The sequence below is a fragment of the Desulfovibrio sp. TomC genome (genome assembly GCF_000801335.2).
Classification (GTDB): Bacteria; Desulfobacterota; Desulfovibrionia; order Desulfovibrionales; family Desulfovibrionaceae; genus Solidesulfovibrio.
Genome location: NZ_JSEH01000001.1, coordinates 107,433 through 122,220, shown reverse-complemented (window position 1 = coordinate 122,220; position 14,788 = coordinate 107,433). Strand labels below are relative to the sequence as shown.

Sequence of the window (14,788 nt, the reverse complement as noted above, 5' to 3'; positions counted from 1 at the left end):
GTTCACATGGTTTGGGCCACCCAGACCACCTGACCGACCACCCCATCTCTGGGCGCAAAGAGCGGCAAACTCCGGGGCCTGAGTTCGGAGAGCACCACGCGCCCGGCTTCACTGTCCCAATGGGCCAGCCGCACCACCAGACCTTCGCCGCGCAACGCCACGGCAAAAAAGGCCTGCGTCTCATGCGTCTCAGGCACCCGCACTTCCCGGGTGTCCACCACCAGATAGGCCCCGTGGTGGATGCGCGGTTCCAGGGCCGTTCCCTCCATGCGGGTTACGAACCGGCCGGAGGCGAGGATGCCGGGGGCCAGGGCAATGCGTTCGATCTCGGTGATCTGCCAGCGTCCGGTGACCGGATGAATGCGCGACATGGCAAACACTGGCGTCAGTTCGGGAGGAGAGGTCGGTGGACTGCCACGGCCAAGCAGCACCCAGGCCGGATCCAGGCTGTATTCCCGACAATGGCGAAGGACCAGGGACCGGATGGCATCGCCATCGTGAAATTGCAAAAGGGGCTGGGCCCCGGCCAGCCTGCGGGCAGCGGCATTGGCGCCCTGAGCTGACAGAGCCTGCCCCAGCCGCTTGATGATTCGTGATGCGCCTGCCTGTCCCATGGGCTCTCTCGCGTCCTAGGGCCTTGCTCCAGGGGGTGTGACCGCCGCCAGCCCTGTCGTTACAGTTCCTGGATCACCCAGACGACGCGACCAAGGCTGGTCAGACCGGACGAGGCAAAGGGATAGTGCCGGGGCGGCTGGCCGTTTTCAGGCTGCAACACATAGCGTTGCGCTCCCGTGTCGACCATGACCCGGATAAGGACAAGTCCTTCCGGCACAATATCCAGGGCATAGAGTTGGCCGCCATCGAGCGTGGCACGCGCCCGGTCGATGCCGACCAAGGCGTGGCGACGGATGACGGGTTCCATGCTGGCGTCTTCCATCCTGACCACCAAGAGTCCGGGAAAAAACAGTCGATCAGGGATTGTGACGACTTCCAAGGGGCTTGGCAACCAAGCTCCGGAGACCGGGTCAGTCCGGTTGGTGGCATGGACGAGGACGCGGTGTCCGTCGGTAGTGGAATCTGGGCAAGGGTTGGGCGAAAGCGATGTAGACATGAGTCGTGTCCCTGGGCCTGGTGCGTATGAATCTCCCCTGACGCGGAATCGTCAACGGGTGCGGATGCAGTGCAGGGAGTACGACGTCTATATATAATTGTAAATAAATTTATTTATAAAACAATCACCCTGCCTGTCGCAAAACCTGCCAAAACCAGCCTATCGGAAAACCCCGGGGTGAGGCTGACCGGATGGTTGCGCAGGCAGCTGCGGGGGCGGCGTTTACAATTCCTGGATAACCCAGACGGCCTTGCCGACAGTGGCAACACCGGGGTTGTCCAGCGGCAGATACAGGCTCTGGTGAGCGGGATTTTCGGCCAGCATGGCCAGACGCTGTTTTTCAAGATCCCGGATGACGCGCTTGATGACCAGGCCTTCGCCGGGAACATCCAGGGCATATATTTCGCCGCTTCGAAGGCGGATGTCATCGCAGTCCAGGCCAACATACGCACTGCGACGGATGACGGGCTCCATGCTGCAGTTGTCCATCTTGACGACGACCAGGTTGGGCCGGTTGAGCGATTCGAGCAGGGGAATGGTTTCCTGCGCTTCGCGTGTCCAGTTGCCGTGTTCCGGGTCAGTGCAGGCCATGGTATAGACCGTGACCCGGCTCGGAGGGGAGGCGTAGCCGCCGGCGCTTTCGCGAACTCCAGAAGGCAGGGTGGCTCCTTCGCGACGGGAAGGGGGCATCTGGCCGTAGAGAATCCAGTCCGGCTCCAAGGCAAAGGTGCGGTACAGGGTGACTAACCAGCCGTCGGGGATGGTATTCTTCTTTTTGGCGTCGGAGATGCTGGATTGCTTGATGCCAAGAATGGTGGCGATTTCAGTCTGGGTCCTGGCTCGAGTGGCTGTCTGAATTCGGGCGTATGCGTCTTCGAAGGTATCTGGCTTCACGCAGCCTCCTGGGCGGGCAGTATAGGCAGTCAACCGGTTTGTCTATTTGTTTGTATTTATCTATAGTGCTTGAATAATTACGTATCATCAATAAGCGGCTTCGTCAATCCATCCCCTGCGAAGGTGCAGGGGAAAAGAGACTGCGTGTGGCGGGGTATCCTTTTGAGACAAGACAGAAAGGCGCGCACCTGGAGTCTGGCGCGCGCCTTTTACAGCAAGATGAAAGACATTGCTCTGGAACGCTTAAATGGCCTGTATGACCCAAACGATCCGACCGACAATGCGTTCGGCAGAACCTTCGGCCGGTAGAATCTGGTCGGTGAAGTTCGGATTTTCTGAACGCAAAATAAGGCGGGCATTTTCGGCATCGTGCAGGATCTTCTTGATGACAAGGCCTTCCATGGGCATGTCCAGGGCGTACAGCGCACCGGATCGGATGGTCTTGCGGTCTTTGTCGATGCCGACATAGGCGCCTCGTTGGATAACAGGCTCCATATCGCTTTCCTCCATGCGAACAACGACAAGAGAAGGGCGATGGAACTGCTCCGGGACGCTCAGGGAGTCGACTGCCTGCTCCTGCCAGGGACCGTCAGTCCCTTCGGACCGGGCCATGGAGCACACCGGCATCTGGTAATGTCGGGGCTTGCGGCCATAGGCCTCGCCTGGTTCCTTGACCAGAAAGGCGCCGCTGCGCTGTTCACCGAGGAACTGGGGAGCTTCGCCGTCGAGGACCCAGTTGGGATTGAGGTTGTAGATCTGATACAGTTTGATGAGCCAGCTATCGGGAATGGACTGGCGACGCTTGGCATCGGAAATACTAGATTGGCGGATATCGAGCAATTTTGCGATCTCAACCTGGGTCCGCATTCCGGTCGATTTCTTGATGCGATCAAACGCTTCTTCAAAGCGATTGATCATCTCCTGAGTCGTTTCTTCGTTTTTCATGTCGCCTCCAACGCGATCAATTGATTCGGGAATAGTAACCCGAGCAAGAAGGGGTGATCGTCGTCCTTTGAGATGGCCCTAAATGCCGCCAAGTCGCCATCCAGTGAATTGCAATTGCATATAATTATTATTACATAAGCAATACAACAAACACTTGCTTCACGGGAAAGGTCGGATGGAAATGTTTTTAAGCATTTATCCATGCAGTTAACGAGAAACAACTGGCAAGACAACGTATTCTATTTATCAAAAATACGCATATTTTAGAAGGATGTCAAGAATTTTAGGACAACACAATGTGATACCCAATGTCATTCCATTGGAAATGGTTCACATAAATCTCTATACTATAGTTAAAAGCTGGAACATCCCAAGTTGTACTATCTGATGCAACGCAAGCACCTTCAAGACAGCGAGAAGAAACGACTTGTGCTAAAATTAACATTTTTGTTAGTAGTGTTGTCTCCCTTCAAGAAGCTACCTAGTCTGTCCGGTAACGGGACTGGCTGACCAGGATATGTACAGATTGTCGCACCGTTGCCCTATTTGAGACCAACGTGTGCTGTCGGACAGCAGGCGCTAGAGAGAAGGAAAATGCCACGCGCGAAGATGCCTACCCGCCGCCATCAGGCCTGTCAACGATATTATACTATTTTAATCTAATTTAATATACCCTCCATTTTGCCAATTCTATTGCGTTTATCTATCGAACTTTCATGGAACCGTAGGCCGCCTGTCCAAGGCTGATGCAGCCGTCGTTGGACGGCATTCGCAGGTGGGAGAGCGGAAAAAGTCCGTTTTCCCGAAGGGCTGCAGGCAACGAAACGGCCACGGTTCGATTTTGCAGCACCCCGCCGCTTACCGCCACCGTGTATACGCCGGTGGCCTTGGCCATGGCCCGGGCCAGGGCTGCAAGGCCGGAAATGAGTCCCAGATGGAAGCGACGGGCTATGCGTCCGACGGCAACGCCGCGTTCGGCATCTTCGGCCACCTGGGCAAACAGGGCCAGGGTGTCCAGCCTGGCCGGATCGACCGTCAAGTCAATCGGGCAGGCATAGGGGCGGGTCTCCGCCATATCCTGGATACATTCGAGCCGGATAGCCGCTTGTCCCTCATAGTCGATAGCCGGACACAGGCCGATGACGGCGGCCACGGCATCAAACAGCCGGCCGCAGCTGGTGGTCGTCGGACAGTTCAGCCCCTGGCGCAGCATCTGCCCGACCAGCCGTGAGGCCCCGCCGTACCCTGCAAGCCATGGCCAGTGCGCCCCGGTCTGCATATCCTGGCCCAGGGCGAAGAGACAAGCCTGGGCGATGCGCCAGGGTTCGCGCACGGCTGCATCGCCGCCGGGCAGGGCCATGGGCGCAAAATGAGCCAGACGCTGGTGGGTGAGCCGGGTCGGATCGACCAGCAGGCACTCGCCGCCCCACAGCGTTCCGTCGTCGCCAAGACCGGTGCCGTCCAAAGCCAAGCCAAGGACCGGTTCACGCATCCGGTGCTCGGCCAGGACGGCGTGAATGTGGGCCACATGGTGCTGCAGGCGCACGACCGGCCAGCGGTCCTGTTCCAGAGCGAATTGGGTGCTCGGATAATCCGGATGGAGATCGGCCACGCAACACTCAGGCGCAACACCGAGCACGTCGAGCAGATGCTCCAGCGTTTCCTGATAAAATTCCATGGTTTTAAGGTTTTCCAGATCGCCGATATGCTGGCTGACAAAGGCCTGATCCCCCTTGGTCAGGCACACAGTGGCCTTGAGCATCGGCCCCAGGCCCACCACCGGCGGGCCGGATCGGGCAAGGGCCACCGGGGAGGGGACATACCCCCGCGCCCGGCGCAGGAACATGGCCGGAGCGCCGACGCTTTGCGCCTCGGCCGCCTCCAAAGGCCGCACCACCGAGTCATCGGTGCGCACCAGAATATCCCGGGTATGAAGCAGCCAGAGGTCGGCCAGACCAGCCAGCCGGGACAGCGCTTCGCGGTTGCCGAGGCAAATGGGATCGCCGCCGAGATTGCCCGAGGTCATGACCAGAGCCGGCAGGCTGTCCGGGCCAAGGGCGGCGGCATAATCGGCCAGGAGGATATGGTGCAATGGCGTATAGGGCAGCATGACGCCGATTTCCCCGACATCCGGGGCAATCTCCGGAGCCAGGCCATTGTCCGGATGGGCCGGCAGCAGGCAGATGGGCCGCACCGTCCCGGTGAGCAACTCCCTGGCCGTGCTCTTTACCCGCCCAAGACGCGCGGCCGTGGCCAGGTCTGCCACCATGACGGCCAGGGCCTTGGTCGGACGGTGCTTGCGGCGGCGCAGTTCGGCCACAGCGGCCCTGTCGGCGGCGCTACAGACCAGATGAAAGCCGCCCAGGCCCTTGACTGCGGCGATCTTCCCCTGGGCCAAGGCCCCGGCCAGGGCCGGTATGGCCGCGTCCTCCCGGGCCAGGACCGCGCCATGCCGGTCGACCAGCCACAAAGCCGGTCCGCAAGCCACACAGGCATTGGGTTGGGCATGGAAGCGCCGATCGGCCGGGTCGCCGTACTCGGCGGCGCAGGCCGGACATAGGGGAAAACAGGCCATGGACGTGGTCGCCCGGTCGTAGGGGACGCGGCGGGTGATGGTATAACGCGGGCCGCAGTTGGTGCAGTTGGTGAAGGGATAGCGGAAGCGGCGGCCGGCCGGAGCGGCCATATCGGCCAGACAGTCCGGGCAGGTGGCCGTGTCCGGGCTGATCAGCACCTCGTGGCCGGCGCCCGGGGCGCTGGCCAGGATGTGAAAGCCGTCGTCCTGGCAGGCCGCCGTCTCGGTCATCGTATGGGACAGGAGTCTGGCCAGCGGGGGTATTTCAACCGGCAGGCGCTGACCGAAGGCCGTTACCGCCCCGGCCGGCCCCTCGACCTCAATGACCACGCCCTCAGGCGTGTTCTGCACCCAGCCGGACAGGCCGAGTTCCCGGGCAAGACGATAGACAAAGGGGCGAAAGCCCACCCCCTGGACCTGACCGGCCACCACATGACGCCGTCGTATGACATTTGGCATGTCCGGCAAGGTATCGGGCTTTGCCGCCGTGTCAACGCCCCCGGCCCAGGGTGACCAGCAGGCTTCGCCACCGGCCCCGGAGAAACCGGCCGGTTTCAAAGGCCAGAGGGGCAAGGGCCGGATTGACCACAAAGCCTTCCATGGCAAAATCGTCGGGCGTGTGCAGCGGGTAGTCGATTGTACCGGCATCGCTCCCGGGCAAGCCGCGTTTCCTGGCCTCCCGCCACAGGGGTATCCGGTCCGGGGCAAGGCCCAGGCGGGTGTAGAGGGCCGTGTCCAGGGCCACGGGATTGGCCGCTGCGCCGAGAAGCCCCAGGGCAAAGGGTTCGCCGCCGACCGGGCCGGCCTTGTGCATGGCCACCACCCCGTCCAACAGCGAGGTGGACGGCGGCAGGGCGGCCAGCACGTCCAGGATCATGCCGGCAAAGTGGCTGTAATCCTTGCCAAGCGTCTGGTGGGCCAGGGATTTGCGAAAGCCGCAGACGCAACCGAAGAAGTTTTTGACCGCCAAGGTCAGGCCCATCTGGTCATGGCATTTGAGCCGGGGGGCGTTGATGATGTGGTCGGCCTCAAGGGCCAGTCGGGACACGCCGATGCTGCCGCCGCCGGACAAGGAGACGGCGCGGGGGGTGTCCAGGCTGGCCACGGCCACGGGCAGGTCGGCCAGGGCCTCGGTGAGGCCGGCCAGCCGGGCAACGATGCGCCCGGTGCCAAAGGCCGGCGAGTCGGCCACGGTCACCTGCGCGCCCCGGTCAAGCAGGAACAGGCAAATGGCCCGCACCACGGCCGGGCTGGTGCACGACAGGGCGGTATTGCGCGGGGCGACCAGATTGGGTTTGACCAGCACCCGGCTGCCCGGGCCAGCCGGGCAGCCGGCCCGGTCGAGCAGGGCGGCCACGGCGGCAGAAAGGCCGGGATCATCATAGCGGTCAAGGCGGGATAGGAAAACACTGTGGGACATGGCGTGGGCAGACCTCCGGCTTCCGGGACACGGCAGCCAGTACCGTGCCCGGAGACCGGAAGCAACCGATGAGAGCCGCCTAACCGACCATTTTCATGACTTCGCGCATAAAATCCGGCAGATCGTCCGGGATGCGCGAGGTGACAAGCGGGCCGTCCACCACCACCGGGGCATCCTCATAGAGCGCCCCGGCTTCCTTGAGTTCGTCGGCCACGGTTGTGTAGCAGGTGGCATGCTTGCCGCGGAGCAGCCGGGCCGTGACCAGGATCTGGGGACCGTGGCAGATGGCGGCGGTGGGGATACCGGATGAGGCAAAATCCGTCACGATGTCGATGACCTTGGGCAAGGTGCGCAGGGTGGCCGGGGCCTTGCCGCCGGGCAGGACGAGCAGGGTGTAGCCGCAGGAACCAGCCGATTCCACGGCGTCCACGGCCAAGTTGGCGGTCACAACATAACCGTGCTTGCCGGTGATGGGACCGGCGGCCGGAGCGGCCACGTCCACGACAAATCCCGCTTCGCGCAGCCGGTAGAGCGGGTAGAGCAGTTCGCTGTCCTCAAAGGCGTCGGCGGATATGATCAGGGCTTTTTTGGCTTGCATAGGCTTCTCCTTGTGTCGGGTGACTACTTTGACACAATTGTCAGAGTCTGCTCCAAGCTATGCCCCAGATGGCAGCCGATGGCAACTGCATGCTGCACAGGGAGTTTGCGTCAATGGCTTGCAAAACGCCCGGCGGCTGGTACACAGGTTCCCGGGAGGACGCCATGGACCGTACGCCAAACCGCCTTATACACGAGAAAAGCCCGTACCTGCAGCAGCATGCCTACAACCCGGTGGACTGGCATCCTTGGGGGGAAGAGGCCTTTGCCCTGGCTCGAAGCGAAGACAAGCCGGTCTTTCTCTCTATCGGCTATTCCACCTGCCACTGGTGCCATGTCATGGAGCGCGAGTCCTTTGAGGACGAGGACATCGCCGCCCTGCTGCGGGCCACGGTGGTGGCCGTCAAGGTGGACCGCGAGGAGCGCCCGGACCTCGATTCGCTCTACATGGCCTTTTGCCAGGCCCTGACCGGTCGGGGCGGCTGGCCGCTGTCCGTTTTTCTGACCCCGGACGGCCAGCCCTTTTTCGCCGGCACCTATTTCCCCAAGGAGTCGGGCTACGGCCGCACGGGCATGCGTGAACTGCTCCAGCGGGTACATATGGCCTGGAAGACCAACCGGCAGGCGGTCATTGGCAACGCCGACCAGATCCTTGAGGCCGTGCGCGACCAGATGGCGGCGGCCGGCAGTGCGGCAGCCGAACCAACTGAGAGCGAACTGGAGTCGGGCAAGGCCCAGTTGACGGCGATTTTCGATGCCGAAAACGGCGGCTTTGGCGGCGCGCCGAAATTTCCCGCTCCCCACAACTTGCTCTTTTTGCTGCGGGAATACCGGCGTACCGGCGCAGCCGATTGCCTGTCCATGGTCCGGGCCAGCCTTGACGCCATGCGCCGGGGCGGGGTCTACGACCAGGTGGGCTTTGGGCTGCACCGCTATGCCACCGACGCACACTGGTTTTTGCCGCATTTCGAAAAAATGCTCTACGATCAGGCCTTGGCCGCCATGGCCTATACCGAGGCGTTTCTGGCCACGGGCGAGCCGTCCTACAAACAGACCGCTCTGGAAATTTTCGAATATGTGCGCCGCGACCTGACCAGTCCGGACGGGCTCTTTTGGAGCGCCGAGGATGCCGACAGCGAGGGGGTCGAGGGGAAATTCTATCTTTGGAATGCGGCCGAACTGCGCGCCCTTCTGGGCGAGGATGCGGCCTTTTTTATGGCTGCGTACGGGGCCAGCGAAGACGGCAACAGCCACGACGAGGCCACGGGCGAACAAACCGGCGGCAATATTCTCTTTCAGCCCAATCCCCTCGGGAATGTGGCCGCCACGGCCGGTCTTGGGGCCGAGGCCTTGGAACGTCTGGAACGCTGCCGGCAGGTCTTACTGGCGGCCCGGGAAAAGCGCGTGCGGCCCCTTTGCGACGACAAAGTGCTCACAGACGTCAACGGCCTCATGATCGCCGCCCTGGCCAAGGCGGCCCGGGCTTTTGACGACGAGGAGCTGGCCGCCCGGGCCAGGCAGGCCGCCGACGGCATTGTGGCCAAGCTCGGGTTGCCGGGCGGCCGCTTGCTCCACCGCCTGCGCGACGGCGAGGCCGCCATTGCCGGGATGCTCGACGACTATGCCTTCCTGGCCTGGGGACTGACGGAACTCTATCAGACCGTGTTCGATACCGGTTACCTGCGTCAGGCAATCGTCTTGTCCCAGACCCTGCTTGATCATTTTGCCGACGCCGGGGAGGGAGGCTTTTACCTGACGCCAGACGACGTCGAGGCGTTGCTCCTTCGCCAAAAGATCTTTTACGACGCGGCCATTCCCTCGGGCAATAGTGCGGCCTTCTTTGTCCTGACCACGCTTTTCCGCCTGACCGGCAATACGGCCTTCAAGGAAAGCGCCGCCGCCCTGGCCCGGGCCATGACCCCGCGTCTGGCCGACCATGCCTCGGGCCACGCCTTCTTCTTGTGCGGCCTGTCCCAGCTGCTGGCCAAGGCCTCGGAAGTGACCATTGCCGGCGATCCGGACAACCCGGATACCCACGCCCTGGCCCGGGCCGTCTTCTCACGCTATCTGCCGGAAGCGGCAGTGGTGCTGCGCCCGGACGACGTCGAGCCGGACATCGTTGGCATTGCCCCGTTCACCCGCTACCAGCTGCCCCTGGACGGACGGGCCGCGGCCCATGTCTGTCGGGGCGGCTCCTGCCAGCCGCCGACGTCAGATGCGGCGAAGATGTTGGAACTGCTCGGCGCTTAACACCGGTCAGGAAGAACGCTCAATCCTGTTGCCATTGCCTGGTTGGGACGGTGCGAGCGAAGGCCGTTAAAGACGGGTGTGCGCACAAGGTCGGCTCAGACTGACCCGTGATGCGCACACCCGTTTTCATAACCGAGACGTACTTATTTCCTGTTGTTTAAAGGGCAAGAGATCAATCGTTGTGACCATAGGATGGAGCCAAATCTGTGGGCTTGCCGGTTTGCGTTTTTAGATATACAATTCAAAAAAAATCATTGCTCTACTCATTTCTCTGGCTCGTCGCTTAGACAGACAATGCGTGAACTTGGTCCTTCATGAATACAATTCCAAAATTCTCAATCAGGACGATGGTTCTAGGTTTTCTTGTTGCTCTATTTGCTATTGCGTTCTCTCTCTATATTTCTGTCGTATATGACAAAGAGCAAGCGCGCGCCGTCGATGAAGCCCGGGTCAAGGCCGAAAGCCTTTTCGATCTCAATACGGCTATATTTACCCATTTTAGGGACAAGATCAGGCCAAAAAACATGCAAATTATGCATGACATATCCGCTGAAGCCTTCGATCCGGCCATAATGTCTTCGTTTTTTACTGTTCGTGAAATCAACAAACTATACAACGCCCTCAATTCAGAACAGTATCATTATCGAATATGCACTATCAACTCAAGAGTATTAGACGATGAGGCTGATGCATATGAGGCCGAAATCATCACATTCTTTAACGCGAATCGAACAGAAAATGAGCGTAACGGCGTCAGAATTATAGACGGCAAGGCCTATTACACGATTTTGCGTCCTTTCAGGCCAGTAGGAACAAGTTGTCTCGCTTGCCATTCCACTCCGGAATCGGCTCCAGCCGATCTCGTTGCGCAATATGGCCGTCAGCTTGGGTTTAATTGGCCGGAAGGGCAGATCATTTCCGCAGCCTCGGTCCGCGTGCCCCTGACCGAAGCCTATGCCGTGGCCGATCATGTGGCCAAGGCCTCTTCATACTTTTTTCTTGTTTTTCTCTGCCTACTCCTGAGCCTGACCGGGATGCTGCTCAATGTCCTTATCCTCCAGCCCCTCAAACGGGCCAAGATTGTCGCCAAGCGCATCGCCGACGACCCGACCCAGAATATGGGCGAACGGGTGCCGTCGCCCAAGGGACGCGAATTGGCGGAATTCGCCCAGGCATTCAACTCCATGGCCGACACTCTGGCCAAGGAACGGGCCTTGCTTGACGCCCGGGTCGCCGAACGTACCCGTGAACTGGCCGAGGCCAACGGGAAATTGCAACGGCTCAGTGAACGCGACGGCCTGACCGGGCTGTACAATCGCCGCAAATTCGATCTGGCCTACGCCACAGCCTGGGACAACGCTCTGAAGCAGCGTCAGCCCCTGTCCATCATCCTTTTGGATGTGGATGATTTTAAGAATTACAATGACCAATATGGGCATCAGGCAGGCGACGACTGCCTGCGTCAAGTGGCTGAAGTGCTCGAAACCACCGTGCGAGGCCCGGATGCTTTGGCCGCCCGGTACGGCGGCGAGGAGTTTGTCGTCATCCTGCCGGGCTTAACAGGACAGGCCGCTCGGACACTGGCTCAGGAGATCTGCCGAGTCGTTGCGGGAAAGGGTGTGTGCCATGCCAAAACCGGCGCACCCTCGATCGTGACCATCAGCGCCGGCGTGGCCGGGCAGATACCCGAGGCAGGGGAGACGGCAGAGCACATGCTCGAAAAAGCGGATGCGGTTTTGTATGTAGCCAAGGCATCGGGGAAAAATTGTTGTATTCTGGCCGATTAACCCTGGCCTCCTGCCCCGGCTGTTGGCAGAGGCGGCAGGAGGTCAGGATAGGTCAGGCCGGCGAAGACAGCGGCCTGGGCGGCACTTTTCAAGAAAGGACGTTTAGACCTTCTCCTCGTCCATCTCAGGGTAGAGAGTTTCCATCTCGGCCCGGAAGGCAGCGAATCGGCCCTCGCGGATGGCCTGTCTGGCGCGCTCCATCATGACCGAGAAAAAGGTCAGGTTGTGTAGCGTATTGAGCCGATAGGACAAGAGTTCCTTGGCGATGTAGAGGTGGCGCAGATAGGCCTTGGAAAAGGTCCGGCAGGCGTAGCAGGGGCAGGCGGGGTCCAGGGGCGAGTCGTCCTCACGGTACTCGGCCCGCTTGATGTTGATCCGGCCTAAGCTCGTAAAAAGCGTGCCGTTTCGCGCGTTTCGGGTAGGCAACACGCAGTCGAACATGTCGATGCCGGCGGCCATGCCGGCAAGCAGGTCGCGCGGCGCGCCAACGCCCATGAGGTAGCGGGGCCGATCGGCCGGGAGCAGGGGGGCTGCGTCGTCCAAAATATCATACATCTCAGTGCGGCTTTCGCCCACAGACAGGCCGCCCAGGGCGTAACCGTCAAAACCGACGCCGATGATTTCTTCAGCACTTTTGGCGCGCAAATCCTTGAAAAAACCGCCTTGGACAATGCCAAAGAGCAGTTGGCCCCGGTCCCCGGCCGGGTGGGCCTCCCGGCAGCGCCTGGCCCAGCGTGTGGTGAGGCCCAGGGATTTTTCGGTATAGGCCCGGTCCGCGCCGTAGGGCACGCATTCGTCCAGGACCATCATGATGTCAGAGCCGAGGTTTCGCTGGATGGAGATGACTTTTTCCGGTGAAAACAGGTGGCGCGAGCCGTCGATGTGGGAGGCGAAGGTGACGCCTTCCTCGGCGATCTGACGTAGCCCCGACAGGCTGAACACCTGGAACCCGCCGGAATCGGTGAGGATGGGGCCGTCCCAGGCCATGAATTTGTGCAGGCCGCCAAGCTTGGCCACCAGCTCGTCGCCGGGGCGCAGGTAGAGGTGGTAGGTATTGCCCAAAATGATCTGGGCCTTTAAATCGGCCAGATCGGTCGGGCACAGGCTTTTGACCGTACCCTGGGTGCCAACGGGCATGAATATCGGGGTTTCGACGTCGCCGTGGGCAGTGGTCAGGCGTCCGGTGCGGGCGCGGCCGTCAGCGGGACCGAGGGTAAATGTTCCTGGTGCATTCATGGGCCGTGCTATAGAGAAAAACGGCCCATGATTCAATCCTGTTTTCTAAAGTAATACTTCAAGGAAAGGGTCGCCCATGTCCGCTTCCGAGCCTCTCGACAGTCTCAAACATCGTCTGGCTGCGGCCCGGGGCGATGTCCCGGCCGATCTGGTCATCAAGAATGCCCGGGTGGTCAATGTGCTTTCCGGCGAGATACACGAAGCCGACGTGGCCGTGGCCGACGGCGTCTTTGTCGGATTTTCCGGCACAGAGGCCAGGCAAACCATTGACGCCGCCGGCCGCTACCTGTGCCCGGGATTCATTGACGGCCACATCCATATCGAATCGACCTTGCTTTCGCCTCCGGTCTTTGCCCGGGCTGTGGCCCCGCACGGCACCTGCGCCGTGGTGAGCGATCCCCACGAAATCGCCAACGTCCTCGGACTGCCCGGCATCGAATACATGCTGGCCTGCAGCCAGGATCTGCCGGTCACCTGCTATTTCATGATGCCGTCGTGTGTGCCGGCCACCGACATGGCCACCTCCGGGGCGCGCCTGGGGGCCATGGACGTGGCGGCCATGCTGGCCCGGCATCCCGACCGTATACTGGGGTTGGCTGAGGTTATGAATTTTCCCGGAGTCGTGGCAGGGGACGAGGGGATGCTGCGGAAGCTTATTGCAGCGCGTGGACGGGTCATTGACGGCCATGCGCCGGGCCTGACCGGCCGGGCGCTCGACGCCTACGTTACAGCCGGCCCGGAGTCGGATCATGAATGCACGGAATTTGACGAGGCCCGGGCAAAATTGCGCCGGGGTCTGCACATCATGATCCGTCAGGGCAGCACCGAAAAAAATCTGGAATCCCTGATCGGTCTGGTGACGCCGGACAATGCCGGCCAGTTTTCCCTGGTCAGCGACGACCGGGACCCAACGGATCTGAGTCGGGAAGGGCACTTAAACGCCCTGGTGCGCCAAGCTGTGGCCTGCGGCCTGCCGCCGGTTCGGGCCGTGGCCATGGCCTCCATCAATCCAGCCCGCTATTTTGGCCTTCGCCGCCGGGGAGCCGTGGCCCCGGGCTATCGGGCCGACGCCGTGCTGGTGGAGGATCTGACGTCTTTTGCCGTCAGCGAGGTCGTTCTGGCCGGACGCAGGCTCGGGGACTGGGAATTTGCCGACCGCTCCTGTCTGACTCCGCCCCGGGCCATGCGGGTGGGCGGCGAGCTGTCCGAAGTGCGTCTGGCCGTGCCGGCCGTTTCCGACAAAATGCGGGTCATCGGCATTGTGCCGGGCCAGATCGTGACCGAACCCCTTATTCTGGAGCCGAGCGTGCGCGACGGGCTGGCCGTAGCCGATCCGGCCCGGGATTTGGCCAAATTGGCCGTTATCGAACGCCACAAGGGCACCGGCAACCTGGGACTGGGTTTCGTGCGCGGCCTGGGCCTTAAGGCCGGGGCCATTGCCGGCACCGTGGCCCACGATGCCCACAATATCATCGTGGCCGGCGTCAACGACGCGGACATGGCTCTGGCCGCCCGGACGCTCATGGTGTCCGGCGGCGGCTTTGCCGTGGTGCGTGATGGCCAGGTGTTGGCGCAGGTGCGTCTGGCCGTGGCCGGCCTGATGAGCGATGCGCCCCTGGAAGTCGTACTGTCGGGTCTTGAAGCCCTTGGCGCAGCCTACCGCGAACTGGCCGGCCTTGCAGCGGGCGCTGAAGCCCATCCGTTCATGTCCATGTCGTTTTTGTCTCTGGAGGTCATCCCAAGCCTCAAGCTGACAGACAAGGGGCTGGTGGACGTGACAGCCTTTGCGCCGGTACCGTTGTTTTTATAGAGGTGCGGTTTCAGAACAGTACAAGGTACAATTCGTAATACAATTTGTGCCTTTTTTCGTACACGAGCGCCGACGAGCCATACAAGGGGACGTCGGCGCTTGTACTTTTGTGGCGAGGCCGAGTGAATGGCCCCTCTTTCATACTCCTCAGTTTTGTCCCATA

Annotated in this window: 11 protein-coding genes; 3 read left to right on the top strand and 8 right to left on the bottom strand. The window is 61.2% G+C overall.

What is annotated here, in order from left to right; translation table 11 throughout:
• Window positions 1-2 precede the first annotated feature (2 nt).
• From NY78_RS00615 to NY78_RS00585, 7 genes are all read right to left on the bottom strand, one after another.
• On the bottom strand, window positions 3-614 hold the full coding sequence (locus NY78_RS00615) for a hypothetical protein (RefSeq protein WP_043630471.1): 612 nt from the start codon (window positions 612-614) through the stop codon (window positions 3-5).
• Between the two features lie 59 nt (window positions 615-673).
• The gene (locus NY78_RS25705; RefSeq protein WP_047959960.1) at window positions 674-1,111 is read right to left on the bottom strand and encodes a S24 family peptidase; all 438 of its coding nucleotides are present in this window, start codon (window positions 1,109-1,111) and stop codon (window positions 674-676) included.
• A 222-nt stretch (window positions 1,112-1,333) separates the two neighbouring features.
• A complete protein-coding gene (locus tag NY78_RS00605; RefSeq protein ID WP_043630469.1) occupies window positions 1,334-2,005 on the bottom strand; it encodes a S24 family peptidase in 672 nt (223 codons plus the stop codon).
• 243 nt (window positions 2,006-2,248) lie between these two features.
• Window positions 2,249-2,950 carry a LexA family transcriptional regulator gene (locus tag NY78_RS00600; protein WP_053062101.1) on the bottom strand — a complete coding sequence of 234 codons (702 nt, stop codon included), beginning with the start codon at window positions 2,948-2,950 and terminating at the stop codon, window positions 2,249-2,251.
• 703 nt (window positions 2,951-3,653) lie between these two features.
• Complete coding sequence (hypF, locus tag NY78_RS00595) at window positions 3,654-5,984, bottom strand: carbamoyltransferase HypF (RefSeq protein WP_043630840.1); 2,331 nt, start codon at window positions 5,982-5,984, stop codon at window positions 3,654-3,656.
• A 31-nt stretch (window positions 5,985-6,015) separates the two neighbouring features.
• Window positions 6,016-6,945 (bottom strand): DUF362 domain-containing protein, encoded by a 930-nt coding sequence (locus NY78_RS00590; RefSeq protein WP_043630467.1) that lies wholly within the window; start codon window positions 6,943-6,945, stop codon window positions 6,016-6,018.
• A gap of 79 nt (window positions 6,946-7,024) precedes the next feature.
• Window positions 7,025-7,543, bottom strand: coding sequence for a type 1 glutamine amidotransferase domain-containing protein (locus NY78_RS00585; RefSeq protein WP_043630465.1), 519 nt, complete (start codon window positions 7,541-7,543; stop codon window positions 7,025-7,027).
• Between the two features lie 164 nt (window positions 7,544-7,707).
• Here NY78_RS00585 and NY78_RS00580 point away from each other — a divergent pair, with 164 nt between their 5' ends.
• Both NY78_RS00580 and NY78_RS23405 read left to right on the top strand, forming a co-directional pair.
• A complete protein-coding gene (locus NY78_RS00580) occupies window positions 7,708-9,792 on the top strand; it encodes a thioredoxin domain-containing protein (protein ID WP_043630838.1) in 2,085 nt (694 codons plus the stop codon).
• Window positions 9,793-10,106: 314 nt separating this feature from the next.
• Window positions 10,107-11,579, top strand: coding sequence for a diguanylate cyclase domain-containing protein (locus NY78_RS23405; protein ID WP_082139834.1), 1,473 nt, complete (start codon window positions 10,107-10,109; stop codon window positions 11,577-11,579).
• 102 nt (window positions 11,580-11,681) lie between these two features.
• On the opposite strand, the gene tgt is transcribed toward NY78_RS23405, so the two are convergent.
• A complete protein-coding gene (gene tgt / locus NY78_RS00570) occupies window positions 11,682-12,815 on the bottom strand; it encodes a tRNA guanosine(34) transglycosylase Tgt (RefSeq protein ID WP_043630462.1) in 1,134 nt (377 codons plus the stop codon).
• A 76-nt stretch (window positions 12,816-12,891) separates the two neighbouring features.
• Between tgt and ade the strand changes: the two genes are divergently transcribed.
• The gene (ade, locus tag NY78_RS00565) at window positions 12,892-14,625 is read left to right on the top strand and encodes an adenine deaminase (protein ID WP_043630460.1); all 1,734 of its coding nucleotides are present in this window, start codon (window positions 12,892-12,894) and stop codon (window positions 14,623-14,625) included.
• The last annotated feature ends 163 nt before the right edge of the window (window positions 14,626-14,788 follow it).

What these genes read in the sequence shown, in the direction of transcription:
- NY78_RS00600 (WP_053062101.1), bottom strand. Translation starts at nt 2,950, where the DNA reads ATGAAAAACGAAGAAACGACTCAGGAGATGATCAATCGCTTTGAAGAA.
- NY78_RS25705 (WP_047959960.1), bottom strand. Translation starts at nt 1,111, where the DNA reads ATGTCTACATCGCTTTCGCCCAACCCTTGCCCAGATTCCACTACCGAC.
- NY78_RS00585 (WP_043630465.1), bottom strand. Translation starts at nt 7,543, where the DNA reads ATGCAAGCCAAAAAAGCCCTGATCATATCCGCCGACGCCTTTGAGGAC.
- tgt (WP_043630462.1), bottom strand. Translation starts at nt 12,815, where the DNA reads ATGAATGCACCAGGAACATTTACCCTCGGTCCCGCTGACGGCCGCGCC.
- NY78_RS23405 (WP_082139834.1), top strand. Translation starts at nt 10,107, where the DNA reads ATGAATACAATTCCAAAATTCTCAATCAGGACGATGGTTCTAGGTTTT.
- NY78_RS00590 (WP_043630467.1), bottom strand. Translation starts at nt 6,945, where the DNA reads ATGTCCCACAGTGTTTTCCTATCCCGCCTTGACCGCTATGATGATCCC.
- hypF (WP_043630840.1), bottom strand. Translation starts at nt 5,984, where the DNA reads ATGCCAAATGTCATACGACGGCGTCATGTGGTGGCCGGTCAGGTCCAG.
- ade (WP_043630460.1), top strand. Translation starts at nt 12,892, where the DNA reads ATGTCCGCTTCCGAGCCTCTCGACAGTCTCAAACATCGTCTGGCTGCG.
- NY78_RS00580 (WP_043630838.1), top strand. Translation starts at nt 7,708, where the DNA reads ATGGACCGTACGCCAAACCGCCTTATACACGAGAAAAGCCCGTACCTG.
- NY78_RS00615 (WP_043630471.1), bottom strand. Translation starts at nt 614, where the DNA reads ATGGGACAGGCAGGCGCATCACGAATCATCAAGCGGCTGGGGCAGGCT.